General features: G+C 46.9%; 18 protein-coding genes. 11 read left to right on the forward strand and 7 right to left on the reverse strand.

The window, feature by feature from the left end; translation table 11 throughout:
- Nucleotides 1–5: 5 nt before the first annotated feature.
- Entirely contained in the window at nt 6–950 is a 945-nt protein-coding gene (locus VM802_RS09355; RefSeq protein WP_325529617.1) for a PorP/SprF family type IX secretion system membrane protein, read from the forward strand.
- Nucleotides 951–1,114: 164 nt separating this feature from the next.
- On the opposite strand, the gene VM802_RS09360 is transcribed toward VM802_RS09355, so the two are convergent.
- Complete coding sequence (locus VM802_RS09360; protein ID WP_325529619.1) at nt 1,115–1,873, reverse strand: DUF2314 domain-containing protein; 759 nt, start codon at nt 1,871–1,873, stop codon at nt 1,115–1,117.
- A 274-nt stretch (nt 1,874–2,147) separates the two neighbouring features.
- Here VM802_RS09360 and VM802_RS09365 point away from each other — a divergent pair, with 274 nt between their 5' ends.
- The 4 genes from VM802_RS09365 (at nt 2,148) to VM802_RS09380 (ending at nt 6,364) form a co-directional block, all read left to right on the forward strand.
- Complete coding sequence (locus VM802_RS09365; protein WP_325529621.1) at nt 2,148–2,654, forward strand: GNAT family N-acetyltransferase; 507 nt, start codon at nt 2,148–2,150, stop codon at nt 2,652–2,654.
- Between the two features lie 384 nt (nt 2,655–3,038).
- Nucleotides 3,039–4,160, forward strand: coding sequence for a M57 family metalloprotease (locus tag VM802_RS09370; RefSeq protein ID WP_325529623.1), 1,122 nt, complete (start codon nt 3,039–3,041; stop codon nt 4,158–4,160).
- A gap of 89 nt (nt 4,161–4,249) precedes the next feature.
- Nucleotides 4,250–4,420 (forward strand): class I lanthipeptide, encoded by a 171-nt coding sequence (locus VM802_RS09375; RefSeq protein WP_325529625.1) that lies wholly within the window; start codon nt 4,250–4,252, stop codon nt 4,418–4,420.
- Nucleotides 4,421–4,612: 192 nt separating this feature from the next.
- Nucleotides 4,613–6,364, forward strand: coding sequence for an alkaline phosphatase D family protein (locus tag VM802_RS09380; protein WP_325529627.1), 1,752 nt, complete (start codon nt 4,613–4,615; stop codon nt 6,362–6,364).
- Between the two features lie 76 nt (nt 6,365–6,440).
- Here VM802_RS09380 and VM802_RS09385 read toward each other — a convergent pair whose 3' ends face one another.
- From VM802_RS09385 to VM802_RS09400, 4 genes are all read right to left on the reverse strand, one after another.
- Nucleotides 6,441–7,373 carry a ClpXP adapter SpxH family protein gene (locus VM802_RS09385; protein WP_325529629.1) on the reverse strand — a complete coding sequence of 311 codons (933 nt, stop codon included), beginning with the start codon at nt 7,371–7,373 and terminating at the stop codon, nt 6,441–6,443.
- An 81-nt stretch (nt 7,374–7,454) separates the two neighbouring features.
- The gene (locus tag VM802_RS09390) at nt 7,455–8,693 is read right to left on the reverse strand and encodes a cytochrome P450 (protein WP_325529631.1); all 1,239 of its coding nucleotides are present in this window, start codon (nt 8,691–8,693) and stop codon (nt 7,455–7,457) included.
- Between the two features lie 244 nt (nt 8,694–8,937).
- Nucleotides 8,938–9,822: a subclass B3 metallo-beta-lactamase gene (gene bla / locus VM802_RS09395; protein ID WP_325529633.1), complete on the reverse strand. Its 885-nt coding sequence runs from the start codon at nt 9,820–9,822 to the stop codon at nt 8,938–8,940.
- Between the two features lie 126 nt (nt 9,823–9,948).
- Nucleotides 9,949–10,329 carry a SnoaL-like domain-containing protein gene (locus VM802_RS09400; protein ID WP_325529635.1) on the reverse strand — a complete coding sequence of 127 codons (381 nt, stop codon included), beginning with the start codon at nt 10,327–10,329 and terminating at the stop codon, nt 9,949–9,951.
- Nucleotides 10,330–10,457: 128 nt separating this feature from the next.
- Between VM802_RS09400 and VM802_RS09405 the strand changes: the two genes are divergently transcribed.
- Together VM802_RS09405 and VM802_RS09410 are read left to right on the forward strand one after the other, a co-directional pair.
- Nucleotides 10,458–11,444 carry a GlxA family transcriptional regulator gene (locus tag VM802_RS09405; protein ID WP_325529637.1) on the forward strand — a complete coding sequence of 329 codons (987 nt, stop codon included), beginning with the start codon at nt 10,458–10,460 and terminating at the stop codon, nt 11,442–11,444.
- Nucleotides 11,445–11,508: 64 nt separating this feature from the next.
- Nucleotides 11,509–12,351, forward strand: a complete 843-nt coding sequence (locus tag VM802_RS09410) for a hypothetical protein (protein ID WP_325529639.1) — start codon at nt 11,509–11,511, stop codon at nt 12,349–12,351.
- 76 nt (nt 12,352–12,427) lie between these two features.
- Here VM802_RS09410 and VM802_RS09415 read toward each other — a convergent pair whose 3' ends face one another.
- Both VM802_RS09415 and VM802_RS09420 read right to left on the reverse strand, forming a co-directional pair.
- Nucleotides 12,428–12,610, reverse strand: coding sequence for a hypothetical protein (locus tag VM802_RS09415; RefSeq protein ID WP_325529641.1), 183 nt, complete (start codon nt 12,608–12,610; stop codon nt 12,428–12,430).
- A gap of 62 nt (nt 12,611–12,672) precedes the next feature.
- Nucleotides 12,673–12,834, reverse strand: coding sequence for a hypothetical protein (locus VM802_RS09420; RefSeq protein ID WP_325529643.1), 162 nt, complete (start codon nt 12,832–12,834; stop codon nt 12,673–12,675).
- Nucleotides 12,835–13,022: 188 nt separating this feature from the next.
- Between VM802_RS09420 and VM802_RS09425 the strand changes: the two genes are divergently transcribed.
- The 4 genes from VM802_RS09425 to VM802_RS09440 all read left to right on the forward strand — a co-directional run bounded on the left by VM802_RS09425 (nt 13,023) and on the right by VM802_RS09440 (nt 15,753).
- Nucleotides 13,023–13,472 (forward strand): Hsp20/alpha crystallin family protein, encoded by a 450-nt coding sequence (locus VM802_RS09425; protein WP_325529645.1) that lies wholly within the window; start codon nt 13,023–13,025, stop codon nt 13,470–13,472.
- A 70-nt stretch (nt 13,473–13,542) separates the two neighbouring features.
- Entirely contained in the window at nt 13,543–14,376 is an 834-nt protein-coding gene (locus tag VM802_RS09430) for a putative universal stress family protein (protein WP_325529647.1), read from the forward strand.
- 12 nt (nt 14,377–14,388) lie between these two features.
- Nucleotides 14,389–15,225: a universal stress protein gene (locus VM802_RS09435; RefSeq protein WP_325529649.1), complete on the forward strand. Its 837-nt coding sequence runs from the start codon at nt 14,389–14,391 to the stop codon at nt 15,223–15,225.
- A gap of 9 nt (nt 15,226–15,234) precedes the next feature.
- Nucleotides 15,235–15,753, forward strand: a complete 519-nt coding sequence (locus VM802_RS09440) for a flavodoxin domain-containing protein (protein WP_325529651.1) — start codon at nt 15,235–15,237, stop codon at nt 15,751–15,753.
- Nucleotides 15,754–15,931: the final 178 nt, after the last annotated feature.

Genomic DNA, 15,931 nt, shown 5'->3' on the forward strand with positions numbered 1-15,931 from the left:
ATAAGATGTGCTATCAAAATGATTCAGAGAAGAAAGTGAAAAAATATCTTACAGGGGGATTCAGTTTACTGCTGCTGTTAATGGCAGCAGTAAACAGCGCCTCTGCGCAGTCAGCCAGTAACGCGCCGGCACTGCTGGAGCCTTCGGGAACGCAATATTTTCAGAACCGCTACCTGGCTAACCCGTCAATGGCGGGCATCGACACAGGGCTGCATCTCAATGCCGCGTACCGCCGTCAATGGAAAGGAATGGACGGCGCGCCGGAAACAAAGTTCTTTTCTGCCGACGGTGCACTTGGTAAGAGAGTAGGAGCAGGGCTGAATGTTTTTAACGACGTGGCCGGCCTCATCAACAGAACCCGTGTAGCGCTTACCTACGCCTACCACCTGCCCCTGGGACAACGTGGTCAACAACTGCATTTCGGACTTTCACTCGCGCTGAACGTACAACGCCTGGACCTGACTCACCTCAACGGAGATCCCAATGACCCGTCTGTAGGTGCATTCAATCGCCGCGACGATTACTTCGAAGGAGAATACGGTATGGCCTATACGTCAGGCGGATTGATGCTGCAAGCCTCCCTGCCAAATGTAAGAGGATTGTTTACTGGAGACAACAAAGCGGTGAATGGCGGTACCATCTTCTTCTCTGCCGCTGAATACCGCTTCCAGTTCGATGGAGCGCTCGGAAGTATTACACCCAAAGCCTGCTACAGAGCAGTAAAAGGGTATAACGATATCTTCGACATTGGCGTGAATGCCGGATTCCTGGACAACGTACTCCAGGTAATGTCCATATACCACACCTCCGGCAGCGTCACCGCCGGGATCGGCGTCGATATAAAGAAGACCGTGATGATACAGGCATTGTATACTTCGCAGACAACCGGGTTCAAAAACAACACAGACGGAACCTATGAAATAGGTGCAACCGTGAACCTGTTCAGGTAACTGCATACTGATTCCAGATATAAACACGAAAAGCTGCGATCATCGCAGCTTTTCGTGTTTTATAAAATAGCCATCCCTGCAAAATTCATTTTGTTTGTTGTTATATATGACATCTCTGGCCTATGAATGCATTAACGCAACTGACCCCCATATAACCATCACCATTAACGCTGCAACAGTGGGATAATATGCTCCCAGCTAAGTTGTTGCGCATAATCCAAAGCAGTCTTACCGCTGTTGGTCTGTGCGCTGGTATCAACACCGGAGCTGAGCAGCGCTTCCACCATCGACCTGTTACCTGCAATGGTCTCACGATGCAGGATTGTATGCCCTGCTTCGTCTTTAGCGTTAACTTCATCAGGATTCTCCTTGAGAAAACCCAGGAAGCTGTCTTTCATATTCAGGCTCATAGGATGCTCGGTAAGATGGGCGGGTGTCTCTTTTTGTCCGCGTACCACCTGAATATCGTTGTAATCACCGAAATCCAGGCCCCATGCTTCATCATGTTCCCGGCGTTCTTCCTCGCTCATACCTGCACGCAATAGTTGCACAGTGAAGCCGCCGTAAGTTTTGCCGTCAAGGGCAAACATCCAGTCGCACAAGCGGTTTAAAGACGCCGTGATATGGTCGCCGTTCTGCACATTGCGTAACTTGTCAGGGGTATTGATCAGCATACCATGTATCATTTCACCATCAAAATTTATTTCACTCACCCACATGTATTCAACGATCGGCTTGCCAGGTGTCGCTGTCTCTTCCAGGAACGCTATCTTGATACAGGCCAGATCCAGAGCCGGTACAATCCTGCGGTATTCCCAGGAAAGCTCCCGCCAGAAATATTTAAAGGTATCCTGCGCCTCTTGAAAGGCCCGTAACATGTCGGGATTATCACCTGCTGCATAAATTACAGATTGCTCGTTCATCTTGCTGACGTTTTAAATCGGTGGCTAAGTTAACAAGTGAAGTGATAACATGATCATTGTAAGTAAATTAAATCCCTATATTAGAGACTGACATATCAACCGTAAAGAATAGCAGTACATTTACCGTTTCATGATAAGAATATTAATGCCGCTTATAATCCTATCAGCGACAATAAATATAAACCAGGGTCTTTATATAGACCAATTTATTTAAAGCAGGCAGTCCATTTTTTATTGCGTTTTAAGCCTAATTTTACGCTTTAAATTACAGGCCATGCGTGTTATTTATCAGAGCGATAGTATTATTATCCGTGAGTTCCAGCCGGAAGATCAGGCGCTGTTTTCCCGTCTTTTTGAGAATGCCGGCGTAACCCGTTACCTGCCTCCCCGCACACCGCAGGAATATGTAGAGCTGTTCCATAAAGCGCTGGCCGACTACCATAAGAGCGTATTCAGCCGCTGGGGAATCTTTCGTGCCGCTGACGATGATTTTATAGGGATATGCGTGGTGAGGGAATTTGCAGATGTACCAGGACAAGTAGAAATAGGATATGTACTCAGCGAAGCGTACTGGGGAAAAGGTGTAGCCGTAGAAACCAGCAAAGCGCTCATAAAATACTGCTTTGAGCATACGGATACCAGTGAAGTAGTGGCAGTTACTGACCTTGATAATATCGGTTCCCGGAAAGTATTGCTGAAAGCAGGATTCACGCAGCTGAATAATTTGATGCGGGAAGAACAGCCGCTTGCTTATTTTATGATCCGGCGGGAGGAAGTATGATGTTTACCAGGATTATTTTGTGCTTCAGATAACTTTTATTATTTTCATGATGTTAGTTGATCCGATGTAAGATTGATTTTTTCAACCAAAACCTAACAATCATTTTTCACACGTAGTATTTGTTAATTTATTCCAGTTCCCCGATAACGTGATCCTGTAACCTCCCTGACCAGGGCTTTAATGTAATTGGTCTTATTGTGATTGGTGATGCCTGTATTAGCCGGCTCCGGGCTTTCCTATGCCCGGTAGTTCGGGTGACTCCGTAGAACCCGTATTCATCTTTATCTGATAACCATCTCAATTCATCACTATGCGTCTACGTTCCCCGCCGTTATTAAACATCTTGGCCATTAACAATATTCCTGACTGTTTAAATCATTTTCTATGTTAAAACGTTCCTATCTATTTTACATAATACTCCTGATTACACTCGGTATCGGTTGTGCTAAAAATAACGATGTAAAGAATGATAATACCAATACTGAAAAAAATCAGGACAATCCTGTATTAGCCAGGATACTGAAAGAAGGCTTCAGCCGCAACGACATTGTGGAAATGAAAGACCGCTATGTAGTGCAGGGCGATATTATTTTCTACAAACAGGAGCCTGGACAGAAAAACGGCCCCACCACAGAACAGGCCCGCTCTCCCTACCTGGTTGCTCCTGCATACCGTAATATCAATGTGTACCTGAATGCAGGCTCATTCAGTTCCGTTAACCTGAACAGTATAGTAGATAATGTAATCGCTTCTTACAATGCAGTAGGATCTGGTATTCATCTCAACCGCGTGTATGCTGCCGGACAGGCCAATATCGAGATTGTTCAGAATAGCAGCCTGCAGCTGGGTATATGCGGCCAGGCAGGTTTCCCTTTCTCAAATGGGCAACCTTTCAATAATGTTTTTATTTCTGAATATACACTCAACTATTATCATCTTACAAGTACTGCACAGCTGACCTTGCTGGTAGCACATGAACTGGGGCATTGCCTGGGCCTGCGCCATACCAACTGGCAATCACAGGGTGAAGGATCTGCTATTCCTATTCCCAGCACACCTGGTACAGATGGTGCTTCTGTGATGAATGGTGCAACCTGTGGCAACAACTGGGGTGGCTTCTCTTACTATGACCAGATTGCCCTCAAAGCGCTTTACCCGGTAACACTGGGCGGCCCTGATCACCTGAACGTCAATGAATCCCTGCAAACCAATCAGCTGCTCCGCTCGCAGGACGGCCGCTTTATACTCGTGATGCAGGGCGATGGTAACCTCGTGATTTATTACTATAACGTAGCCTTGTGGAGTAGCAATACCACAACTGGTGTTCCCGGTGTGGCAGTGAATCAGGGTGATGGCAACTTTGTTGTTTATCAGAATGGCGTGGCACGCTGGAGTAGTAATACCACTACAGGCGTACCGGGTATCGTAGTCATGCAGAACGATGGAAACCTCGTTGTTTATCAGAACGGCGTAGCGCGTTGGAGTTCTAATACCGCCGGTTATTAGCAAATACCCTTTGCGATCTTCGCTTTCTTTGCTCCTTTGCGGGAAATACCACAACTACTTTTTTTAGTTTACCCTTAAACCCACTTTTTATGAAAAAGAAACAAGTTAGTCTTGCTAAAAAGCTGACGCTGAAAAAAATACCCGTTGCTAAATTAAGCACCAAACAACAGGAAGATCTGAAGGGAGGCATCTGCGTATTTACAGATGAAGAATCCAGCTGTCCCACTTACTGCGGTGCGCAGACCAGGTGTTTCTGCTAATGATCTGGTTATTTAATGATGTAGTTATGTGATTATTTAAGTACGGTAGTGAATCATTTACAGTACTTAAATAATCACATAACCACATAACTAAATAATAAAATAAAAAGGATCACTAATCATCCTTAACATTCATATAATACCCCTTAACATTCTTTCGTCATGAAAGAATGTATTTTAAATTTAAAAAACATGAAAAACCCGAATCAACCGAGGAGAAAGTTCCTTCGGGACTCCTTTTTGTTAGCCAGCGGCATCTTCCTCGCCCCCAATTTTATCAGCTGCAAAAAAGACCCGCTTGTCTATGGAGCACTGGAAACAGACGGTTTCCACATTGCGCAGTTTGATCACGGCGTAGCCAGTTTCGACCCTACCTCCTCACAGATTATCATCTGGACCCGTTATTCCACTACAAGGCCATCAGATCTGATCAAATGGCAACTGGCATTCGATGCGCAGTTCAACAACATTGTCCGTCAGGGGGAAGTGTCTACTGACGCCAGCAGGGATTATACCGTGGCGATAGAAGTACAGGACCTGCCCGCCGGAAAGAAATTCTATTACCGGTTCTTACATTCAGGAGATATGAACATGTCTGAAACCGGTGAGACGATTACCATCGCTACAGATCCGTCGCAACTGAAGCTGGCAGTATGCAGCTGCGCACATTATGCTGCGGGCCTGTTCAATGTATACAGCGCTATGGCGGCTTCTGATGCAGACATTATCATACACCTGGGCGACTATATTTACGAATATGGAAATGGTGAATATGGTACCAACGATCAGACCATAACACTGGGCCGCACACTCGCCCCGGCACATGAGCTGCTGACACTGGAAGACTACCGCACACGTTACCGCCAGTATCGCACAGATAAGAAACTGCAGCTCGCACATCGCCTGAAACCATTCATCTGTATATGGGATGATCATGAAGTAGCTAATGACGCATACACAGATGGCGCACAGAACCACAATCCCGGAGAAGGCAGCTACCAGGTAAGAAAACAAGCCGCTTTACAGGCTTACAATGAATACCTGCCTTTCATGTCGAACGACAGCCTCAAAATTTATCGCAACTTCTCCTATGGCAGCCTGTTGAACCTGAATATGCTGGATACACGCATCATAGGAAGACAGAAACAACTGAAGTATGGTGATTTCATGTATACGCCTGCCGGCAGTACCACTGAGGAACTGAACACCCCCGCCTTCCTCACGGCATGGCAGGATGCTTCCCGCACTATACTGGGCGCCACGCAGCGCGATTGGGTAGTAAGCCGCGTAAACGCCTCTACAGCGCGTTGGCAGGTACTGGCACAACAAGTGATCATGGCTAAGATGGTAATACCCGAAGGCATGATGAAGATCCTGATACCCATCCTCACCGCCGTTGATAAAGGAGAAATCAAATCAATTCCGGCCAAAGACCTCGCTGCTGCGCGCGAGAAACTCCCGAAAATGGCAGCCGTGGCGGCACGCAGACAGAGTAACCCTGCTACAGAAAGCGCTGCCGATGTACTGTTACCTTACAACCTCGATGCATGGGATGGATACCCCGCTGAACGTGATTACCTGTTCAACGCCTTCAACAAGAAAGTAGTCGTATTGTCGGGCGATTCGCACAATGCATGGTACAACCTCCTGAAAGATAAAAACGGCACAGAGAAAGGGAAGGAGCTGGCCGCATCTTCTGTAACCTCTCCCGGATTTGAATCGTACCTGAAATTTATCTTTGAATCCTGTCCGGCTTTACTGGGTACCTTTGAAACGCTCGTCAAAGACCTGATCCCGGATGTAAGCTACCTGAATGCTTCGCAGCGTGGCTTCGTGAAAGTTACATTTACGCAGGCTTCCGTAAATTCAGAATGGATCTTCGTGAACGCTGTTTTTTCTGATGCCTATTCTACCGTTACCGGTAAAACAGTAAACCTCACCTGATAGTAAGGATAAAAACATATGGCTGACTCAAAGGCAGAAGAATGCTTTTGAGTCAGCCTGTTTATGTTATTAATGGTTAATTGTAATGCTTGCGCTTCCACAGCACACCGTTTTTAGTAGAAAGCCTGACAAGTTCATTCCGTTGCAACAGCTCTTCCAGCAACACTTCACTCTGGTTGATGGTTTGATCACTCAGCTCTGTGAACTCCCTGGTGGTTAGCGTTGGGTACTGTTGGAATAAATGTTCCCAGCTCTTTTCATAGACTGCCTTCCTGATTGTTGGACTGATCTTCTCTATTGCCGTAGTATATACTTCATACGGTTTGAAACCATAAATAAATTCCTTGTTACCCCTGCCGTCTGTTATAAATACGGAAGGGAAACCGCGTACATGCCATTGTTTGGCCATTTCAAGGTCGGATCTGAATAGGGTGGCAGCGTGGCCCTCATAATCATTTTTCAGCTGTTCAGCATCCAGCCCTGCCTGCAAGGCAGCGCGGCTGAGATGTTCCCACCTGGTAATGTTCTTCTTTTCCAGAAACAACATCTCCCGCAGTATCCGCAGATATTTCACCGCCTTGTCCTTGTCTTGCAGCTGGGCCGCCTTAAAGGCAATCGACGGCGGATAGGAGGAGGGCAACGGATCTTCCAGCCACACATCGCCATCAATAGGCATATTGTAATGTTTGCTGACCTCATCCCAGTGGTGCGCCACATCAGACGGCTTGCTGATACCACCGCTGTTATAACTCCAGTCCGGCAGCAGCCCGCCCATGTGATACTCCACTTCCACGTCAGCGCCATATTCCAGTTTCAGCTTCCTGAGCTGTGGTTCTATGCCCCAGCAGGTAGAACAGATAGGATCTGTGAAATAAACAATTGTTACCGGTTTCCTGCTGATCACATCGACGCTGTGCGTATGCTCCTGTACCGCTCCCGGCAGCTCGCATACGCCGGTTGCCGGATCGCATAGGAGTGGGTTGACTGGCTTGCTGTTGTGCTGTTCCATAGCTTCTTTTTACAAATGCTGATAAAGGGCCAATTTAAGAAAGATTTCATTTCCAGGAAAGTTGGCCACCAGCGCGAATGCTCAGCCAACCGGATTGGATACCGGGACAAACTGTTGACTCCTCGCCTTGAAACGGATCTGCAGACTTTCCGGGTACCGCGTGAATATGCCGGTCTCCTTAGGTGCATGCCCGGCTGCAAACTGTAAGTCTTCCATATAATCAAGCAGGTAGGCAGTGGCCACCTGCATTTCCATTTTAGCTAATTGTGCGCCTACGCAGAAGTGACGCCCGAATCCGAAGGTGGAGAGATTGCTGGCGCCGGTATAGCAGGTTTTGGTGTCGATCTCCTTTCTCAGGATATTGAATTCATCGGGATTTTCAAACTTTGACTTATCGCGGTTAGCTGCGCCTATCATACAGGTCACAGTAGCATTGGCCGGAATCTCTCCGCCGGTTACCTTTACCTTCTCGTTGGTAACGCGCAGAATCATATGTGCGGGTGGAGAGTACCGCAATGACTCAGTAACCGCCCGGTCCAGCAGAGAGCTGTCCTGTTGCAGCAATGCTAGTTGCTCAGGATGCTGTAACAGATTGCGGAACAAATTGGCCAGCGCCTTGTCGGTTGTTTCGCCACCCGCCTGCAACAGTAATCCGCAGAACCCCATGATCTGCGTTTTATCCATCTTCACGCCATCTACTGACGCTGTGCAAAGGATAGACAGCAAGTCGCGGTCTGTACTGTCAGCCCGCTCATCAATCACCTTGTCAATGTAGGCACGGAACTCGTCCCTCGATGCCAGTGCTCGCTGAAGGGTTCTTTTGTTATTGCTGAGATTTTCAAATTGGCGGGCAAAGTTATCATACCAGCGGTGGAAGAGAGATAAATCTTCGCCGGGCAGACCCAACATGCGCACAATTACCTGTATGGGAAACAGGTTGGTGAACTCTTCTCTCAGCTCCACCACATCCCGGCCTTTGAAGGTGTTCAGCAGCGATGTGGCACTATCCTGAATAGCCGGTAATGTCTGTTCCATCAGCTCTCTTCCGCGGAAGGCTGGCACCACCAGGTTGCGGTGGGCGGAATGCTCTCTTCCATCCATCTGGATGATGGTTTTTCCATGCAGTGGCGCTATCTGCCATTCATAGTTGCGGCTGGAGAAGACAGGGTCTTTAAATGCCCGCTCCACATCATCATATAAACTGATAACATAACTATTGGTGGGTTCATGAAAGAAAAGCGGCATTTTTTCGTGCATCAGCTGATAATAATAGTAGGGGTTCTCCTGATAAGCTTCAGAAAAAAAGTTAACATGATCCATAAAATGAGATTTTCGGGTTATGCTTTAAATAATGGCGGTACGTTGTTAGGACGATAATACAGGCGCTGGGTAATCTTTTCCCGGATAGTAGGGTGAATATAAAAAGTTCATCCGCAATGAGCCGTCAGTAACAGGCAATACAACAACAAAAGCTAACCATAGCGGTTAGCAATCGGATCATCATGACAATAAAAATCCAGGGGGAATGATAATCCCCCCTGGTGTTATAATACGTGGCAGAAAATTATTTACTGTTGAGCTTCTTCAGGTATGCCTGCTCCAGGTCAGCAACAAGTTTGTCATAGCCTGCACGGTCCTTGAAAGCCTCCGGATTGTAAGGGGCTCCCGGCTTATGCTTTTCGTGCAACCCGAACTGGCTGGCATGTGAAGACAACCAAAGATCAAACTGCAATCCTTTCAGGGAATTGAGCGTATAGGCGTAGTCTCTAGCTACATCCGGATAGCCAGGCATACCCGCCAGGTTGGTTTCTTCCAGCACGGAAGGCATATTGGCAACCAGCACGCGGTAAGTATGCTGCTTGTCTTTCACATCAAACAGGAAGCTGCTGGCGCCCTTTGTATGGCCGGGATGATGAAGCATCTCCACGGTCATGCCACCCAGCTGGATGGTATCATGATCGTGCAGTAGTCGGTCTGCCTTAAAAGGCAGAAAAGTGCTGCCCTTGCCACCGAACACATAGTCAGAGTTGCCGCCATCTTCGGTCACACCTGCATCCTTTTCATTGATCATCGCCCGGGCGCCGGTTTCCTTTTTAATCGCGGCCATAGCGCCCATATGATCAAAGTGCGCGTGGGTAGCCAGCAATATCTTAATGTCGCTGAACTTGAATCCCAACGCCTTCACATGCTTGCGGATCAACGGTTCGGAATCTGCCAGCCCTGTATTGATAAGGATGTGCCCCTGTGGTGTGGTAATCAGGTATACAGCCAGATCATAAGTGCCCACATAGTAGAGGTTGCCTGCAATCCGGAATGGCTGATAATCCTGCGACCATTCTTTGTTATGATATCCGAGATCCACAATCTTCTGCGCGCTGGCAGAGCCATACATTCCGCCAACCATTGCTGCGGCAAGGGTTGCGGGTAACAGTCTTTTATAAAATGACATGTGATTTATCTTTTGAAGACTGCGAATTTAGATAATGAAAGATAAATACAACTGTTTTTGCATGGCTTTTTTCACACAACTTTATAAACGGTTATCAGTAGGCGGTCAAAGGCTGGCCCCGGTCTCTTAGTAGAAGAACTGCTCAGATATAATCTGGCCATCCTTTACTTCATACATCATGATCTCATCTATCTTGATTCTTCCAAAACCAGTCACAGTAAGATCCATGATCCTGCCTGCCGCAAAATGGTTTCCGCTAACGATGGGAGGCGTAGTCGATACGCCGTGGAGTGTTTCTATCTTACTAACAAAGTGCTGGCCCTTTTCGCGGACAGACGCTTTCCCTTCTGCATAACCCATGTAGGACGAATGTGCAGGCTCAATACTCTTTACATCATCCGCAAAAAACTCGTCCTGGATCTCAAACCACTTTTCCTGTTGCGCAAGTTCATGAAAGCGTTCGGCTACTTCAGATGTGGTCAGTACTTTTGTTATCGTTGTTGTCATATGCTTGTTGATTTTATAATGTGAAACAAAATTACGTTCCTGGTAGGGTAGTGGCCGGGGGGAAAATAGATAATATAGGGGGGTGATTTGGACAACGGATTTTTTATAATTTTGTCTAAATGTCTATTATGAAACAGGTTACATTGGTGGTACCGGAATGCCTGGTCAATCTCAACAGCCTGGGTGGAGCCTACGAGATACTGGTCCGGGCGGATGCCTTATGGCAGAAGGCAGGAAACAGACCCCGGCTGAACGTCTCCATCGCAGGATTTATGGCAGAACAATCATCACACAACAATTATTTGTCTATACATCCCGTTGATATTACAGATATCAAGCGCACAGACCTGGTAATCCTTCCCGCATTACTGGATGATTACATGAAGGCAGTGAGGCAGAACAAGGCGCTGATCGACTGGATCCGCACGCAGTACAAAAGGGGCGCGGAAGTGGCGAGCATGTGCTCAGGATCTTTCCTGCTGGCAGCCACAGGGCTGCTGGAGGGAAAAGTCTGCTCCGTACACTGGGGTAAAGTGGATGAGTTCAGGCAGATGTACCCCGGAATACAGATCGCACAGGATACGATTGTCACCGAGGAAAATGGCATCTACACCAACGGGGGCGCCTATTCATTCCTCCATCTCATCATCTACCTGGTGGAGAAGCTGTTCGACCGGCCCACAGCTGTCTTGTGCGCTAAATTCTTCCAGATCGACATCGATCGCACCTCGCAATCACAGTTCAGCATCTTTAATGCACAAAAAGGACACGGTGACGAACTGATCACCAGGGCGCAGTCGTATATAGAAGAAAATATCGATGTAAAGATCTCTTTCGAAAAACTGGCATCAGACCTGGCAGTGAGCCGCCGTAATTTCGACCGGCGCTTCATCAAAGCCACAGGCAACACGCCGGTGGAATACCTCCAGCGCGTGAAGGTGGAAGCCGCTAAGAAAGAGCTGGAAAGAGGCCGCAAAACTGTCTATGAAGTGATGAGCGAAGTGGGGTATTCAGATGATAAAGCCTTTAGGGAAGTATTTAAAAGAATAACCGGATTGTCACCCCTGGATTACAGGAATAAATACAACAGGGAACTCACCGTAGCCTGGCAGTGATCCCGCATATACGTATATTCGTTGCCGTTGATAACGGCAACCGCCAACAGAAGGGAATAGTAATATGAGAAAACATGCATTGACAACGCTGCTGCTGTTCAGCGCTATCGCCGCAAACGCACAGGTATTTGAACCACTGGCCCTTGCCAGAAAAATCTTCAGCAAAGAAAGACCCACAGACATTGAACACTATGTTATCGGTGAATATGAAGGCCATCCCAACGGGGATGACATCAAACCTGGCGTAGCACTCACCTTTAGCCTCCTCCGGCAGAATGAGCACGAAGCCGTAGTAGGCATGACCGTGAAAGATTCCTCCGGCACAGGCCTGGATACATACCTGTTTTTCGAGAAAGACATCACCTGGAAAATGAGTGCCTTCCGGGCACTGGCCATGACAGGCATCATCGAACAGATGAAACACCTCCTGGAAAGCATGACAGCGCAACAGGTAGATTCCGTCATCAACGCCGCCCGGCATAATGAAGAAGATAAACAACCCCTGTTCAGATCGAGAGAAGAATATAACTTCCTGCTGGGTAATGCCAGACTTACATTGGAATCAGACGAAGATATTATCCGTCATTTCAAAGCACACCAGGCGGCCTTTGAGCGGATTAAGAACCGCGCCATGAAACAACTGAAGAAAATGAAGACCGATGAGGAAACACGCACCCCGCTGGTGAAGAACCTGGAACGGGAATACCACCAGCTGTTTATCTCTTCTGTGTCAACAGGCGGCGGAGATATGGGCAGCGGCATCAATTTCCTGATAGGAGGCATAACAGACAATACTGTCGGCTACCTGTATGTGAAAGATAAAAAAGACCTGCCGGAAATGAGCGCCAGCGGCGTGATCATGATTAAAGAGATCGGTAACAACTGGTATATCTATAAAACAACTTAATGATAGAGAGGGTAGACCTTCCCCGTGCATGCCCGTCTTTCTCCGCTTGTAGCGTATCCTCTTACCAGGGTATTGGTCAGTAACGATACATGATCAGCACCTCGTAGAATTTCCACAATATGTACATAATCAGCTGCTTTATAAGAGGAAAGCTGGCTGCAGCCATTATAACGGTTGTCATCCAGTAGGCCGTTTTAGTTACCAGTTCCTTTAAATGTCTGTTTATATGTATTTCCGGAAAATGAATTGCGTGAGCCATGACGATTCGTTTTAAAGGTTAGTGATGCGTAATGAAAACCGGGTAGGGCAACGTCTTTATCATCAGGTCAGCATAGCTGAAGTGTCCGCCACGGAAGCATCTTTTTCCTGTGCGGAAAAGAACCCCGTAAGTTTTGAATGAGTAACATCTGACAAATAGCAGGCAAAGTTCATTGCCTGTATAGTAGGATTGGCGCCGAATACTATGAAGAGTATCTTTTCCATCGTTTGATTTTTGTATTAAAGATACCTGTACCGATAGCACATAAATAATGATTGTCGTCAGTTACAAACATGATAAAGGATAGCTGATTAAGATCAGCTTTCTGCATGAGGTAAGTCATTCACCAGGGAAGGAAGAGTGGATAGCTTAGCATAAAATTATTAACCAGATCAAAAAAACGGAGGTAGTTATGTCTTCTCAATCATTAACTAAACGCAGTACTTTATTTCCCTCATTTGATGATTTCTTTAAGCCCTGGAGAGAGCTGGCGAACGATTTCAACGGCGGTCATTTCTTCAACGCATTGACTGTTCCGGCTGTGAATGTAAGCGAAGAAAAAGACAGTTATAAACTATCAATGGCAGCTCCGGGTATGAAGAAGAAAGACTTCAAAATTGATTTGTCAGGAAACATACTGACAATCAGTGCGGAAACAGAAGAAAAGAAGGAAGAAAAAGACGGGCACTACAACCGGCAGGAGTATAACTACAGCAGTTTCTCCCGCAGCTTCAGTCTGCCGCAAGGCATCAGTAAAGATAAGATTGATGCGGAATATGATAACGGTGTGCTGAAAGTTAACCTGCCAAAGAGCGAAGACGCTAAAGTAAATGGAAAAGGGATTGAAATTTCTGTCAAATAGACGGATGGTGGTTTAGGAACTCCCTGCCGGTGTTTGCCGGCAGGGGTATTATAAGCTTAAACAGTTTTTTATGGAAAAGATATTATATGTAACGGATGCAGTGAAATTAAACAGGGAATGCCTGGAATTCGCCTGCTATCTCTGCAATCTTACGCATTCCAGGCTGACAGGCGTATTCCTTGAAAACCGCGAAATGGAACTGCGCTCAAAAGAATACATACAGGAACTGGCAGGTACTCCCGCCGTGCCAGGTGGAAGGCTCGAAGATCAGAAAGAACTATATAGAGATGATTGTATTCAACGGTTTCAACACATCTGCGAATGCAGTGGCATCAATAGCACCACACATATTGTACCAGGGCAGCCGTTGGCTGAAGTGGTAAAGGAAAGCCGCTATGCAGACCTGATCGTGATTGATGCATCCAGTTCGTTTTCCTGGCAGCCGGAAAGCACACCCACCGCTTTTGTAAGAGAAGTGCTGAAACAGTCTGAATGCCCGGTAGTAGTGGCGCCCGAGAGCTTTGATGGTATCCGGGAGATCATATTTGCCTATAATGGCAGCAACGCCGCCATGTTTGCCATCAAACAATTTACTTACCTCTTCCCGCAGCTGCGGCATCACACTGTAAAGGTGTTATGTGTCACCGGCGAAGGCATGCCGCTGAAAGGAGATGAGGCAAAACTGAAAGAATGGCTCAATGACCATTATGAAGACGTTGCATTCAATGTCGTGGAAGATAACAACATACGTGCAGGCCTGTTGGAAAACCTCTTTGCCAGGGATAAAGCCTTTGTGGTGATGGGGGCCTTCGGAAGAACCGCACTCGGAGAACTCTTTATACCTAATCCCGCAGAAACAGTGGTAAAATTGATCACGCAACCACTATTCATCTCACATAGCTAAACCTTATTTATTATGAAAAAGATCATTGCAATAATTGATCCGCTTAATTTCTCTGAAACCCAGATTGCTGGTTTCCGCTATTTCATGAAAGAGGCAGACAGCAAACTGTCTGTCATCTGCCTCGATTGCCTGAACACCGAACAGGTCTCTATGTACAGCCTGGTACCGGAAGCCCTCGCATTCAATGACGAACGTACTATCACCGAAACCCGTGCTTCCCTCAAACACCAACGGGATCACAATATTTCCCGCTTGCGTGAGCTATGCGATAGCAGGAGCATAAATATGATCGTGCGTGAAGCCAGCTCCTTCCCGGACGAGGAAGTAGTGATGGAAAGCCGGTTTGCCGACCTGTTGCTGATCAGCAACGGCACATCTTTCTCCCTGATGAAGGACAGCAATCCTACAATCTTCATAAAAGAAGTACTTGCCAGGGCGGAATGCCCGGTACTGGTGATGCCCGATACACTCGCTCCCATTAAGGAAATCATTTTTTCCTATAATGGCTCTTTCTCCTCCATGTATGCCATCAAACAGTTCACACAAGGTTTCCCCGGGTTTGCGGATATGCCGGTGAAAGTGGTATACATAGCAGAGAAAAACAATATCGATATCCCCTGGAAAAAGAAGCTGAACGAGTACCTCGAAATGCATTACGACAGGGTAGAGTATGTAGTAATGAACGGTGAACCTGCAACAGAATTCCTGGCACTGCTGCTGCACAGAACTGACTGTATTGTTACCTATGGAGCCTACGGCAGAAGTGGTATTTCCAGGTTCTTCCACCGTAGCGATGCTGAGAGTGTGCTGCGTACTACCAATATCCCTGTATTCATTACACATCCTTAACCAGCTGCTATGAATGGTATAATCATTTTCAAAGGAAAATATGGCGCCACACGCCAATATGCCGTATGGCTCGGCAGTATGCTTGGAATACCGGCGGTAGCTGCCGGCACGGAAGCTCAGGAGCAGTTACAGAAAGCAGATGTCGTCATTCTCGGCACCAGCATTTATATCGGTAAATTACAGCTCAGGAACTGGATAAAACAACACCGGCAGCTGCTGTATAATAAGCGGCTGTTCCTGTTCCTTGTTTGCGGTACCCCGCTTAACGAAACGGAAAAACTGCACGGATATATCAACGACAACCTGCCGGCGGAGATCAGAAACCGCTGCACCTGCTTCTTTTATCCCGGCAAACTGGAATTCAGCAAGTTGTCGCTTATCGACAGGATATTATTGACCCTGGGCGCAAAACTGGCAAAAAGTAAAGGGGAAACAATCAGAATTACTGACTATAACCAGGTGTCGAAAGAACACCTGGATGCGCTTGCCGCAGCCGTGCGCACGGCAGAAAAAGTATCCGCAGTATGACCCGGCGGCTATTTTAATTGATTTTAAAGAATAGCTTTAATAACAATCCTATTCCAGCTGCAATGAGTATGATTAAGGGCTCTGGTATTTTCTTTGAGCGCCATAAAATGAGTGCCGTTAGCAGCGCTATGCCTATTGTATAAGGATCGTTTCGCCAGTACGATCACTACACCGGAAA

This window comes from Chitinophaga sp., from assembly GCF_035538455.1.
In the GTDB taxonomy this organism is placed as follows: Bacteria; Bacteroidota; Bacteroidia; order Chitinophagales; family Chitinophagaceae; genus Chitinophaga.

Excerpts from the sequence above, each read along its gene's own strand:
- VM802_RS09355 (WP_325529617.1), top strand. The coding sequence starts at position 6 with ATGTGCTATCAAAATGATTCAGAGAAGAAAGTGAAAAAATATCTTACA.
- VM802_RS09360 (WP_325529619.1), bottom strand. The coding sequence starts at position 1,873 with ATGAACGAGCAATCTGTAATTTATGCAGCAGGTGATAATCCCGACATG.
- VM802_RS09365 (WP_325529621.1), top strand. The coding sequence starts at position 2,148 with ATGCGTGTTATTTATCAGAGCGATAGTATTATTATCCGTGAGTTCCAG.
- VM802_RS09370 (WP_325529623.1), top strand. The coding sequence starts at position 3,039 with ATGTTAAAACGTTCCTATCTATTTTACATAATACTCCTGATTACACTC.
- VM802_RS09375 (WP_325529625.1), top strand. The coding sequence starts at position 4,250 with ATGAAAAAGAAACAAGTTAGTCTTGCTAAAAAGCTGACGCTGAAAAAA.
- VM802_RS09380 (WP_325529627.1), top strand. The coding sequence starts at position 4,613 with ATGAAAAACCCGAATCAACCGAGGAGAAAGTTCCTTCGGGACTCCTTT.
- VM802_RS09385 (WP_325529629.1), bottom strand. The coding sequence starts at position 7,373 with ATGGAACAGCACAACAGCAAGCCAGTCAACCCACTCCTATGCGATCCG.
- VM802_RS09390 (WP_325529631.1), bottom strand. The coding sequence starts at position 8,693 with ATGGATCATGTTAACTTTTTTTCTGAAGCTTATCAGGAGAACCCCTAC.
- bla (WP_325529633.1), bottom strand. The coding sequence starts at position 9,822 with ATGTCATTTTATAAAAGACTGTTACCCGCAACCCTTGCCGCAGCAATG.
- VM802_RS09400 (WP_325529635.1), bottom strand. The coding sequence starts at position 10,329 with ATGACAACAACGATAACAAAAGTACTGACCACATCTGAAGTAGCCGAA.
- VM802_RS09405 (WP_325529637.1), top strand. The coding sequence starts at position 10,458 with ATGAAACAGGTTACATTGGTGGTACCGGAATGCCTGGTCAATCTCAAC.
- VM802_RS09410 (WP_325529639.1), top strand. The coding sequence starts at position 11,509 with ATGAGAAAACATGCATTGACAACGCTGCTGCTGTTCAGCGCTATCGCC.
- VM802_RS09415 (WP_325529641.1), bottom strand. The coding sequence starts at position 12,610 with ATGGCTCACGCAATTCATTTTCCGGAAATACATATAAACAGACATTTA.
- VM802_RS09420 (WP_325529643.1), bottom strand. The coding sequence starts at position 12,834 with ATGGAAAAGATACTCTTCATAGTATTCGGCGCCAATCCTACTATACAG.
- VM802_RS09425 (WP_325529645.1), top strand. The coding sequence starts at position 13,023 with ATGTCTTCTCAATCATTAACTAAACGCAGTACTTTATTTCCCTCATTT.
- VM802_RS09430 (WP_325529647.1), top strand. The coding sequence starts at position 13,543 with ATGGAAAAGATATTATATGTAACGGATGCAGTGAAATTAAACAGGGAA.
- VM802_RS09435 (WP_325529649.1), top strand. The coding sequence starts at position 14,389 with ATGAAAAAGATCATTGCAATAATTGATCCGCTTAATTTCTCTGAAACC.
- VM802_RS09440 (WP_325529651.1), top strand. The coding sequence starts at position 15,235 with ATGAATGGTATAATCATTTTCAAAGGAAAATATGGCGCCACACGCCAA.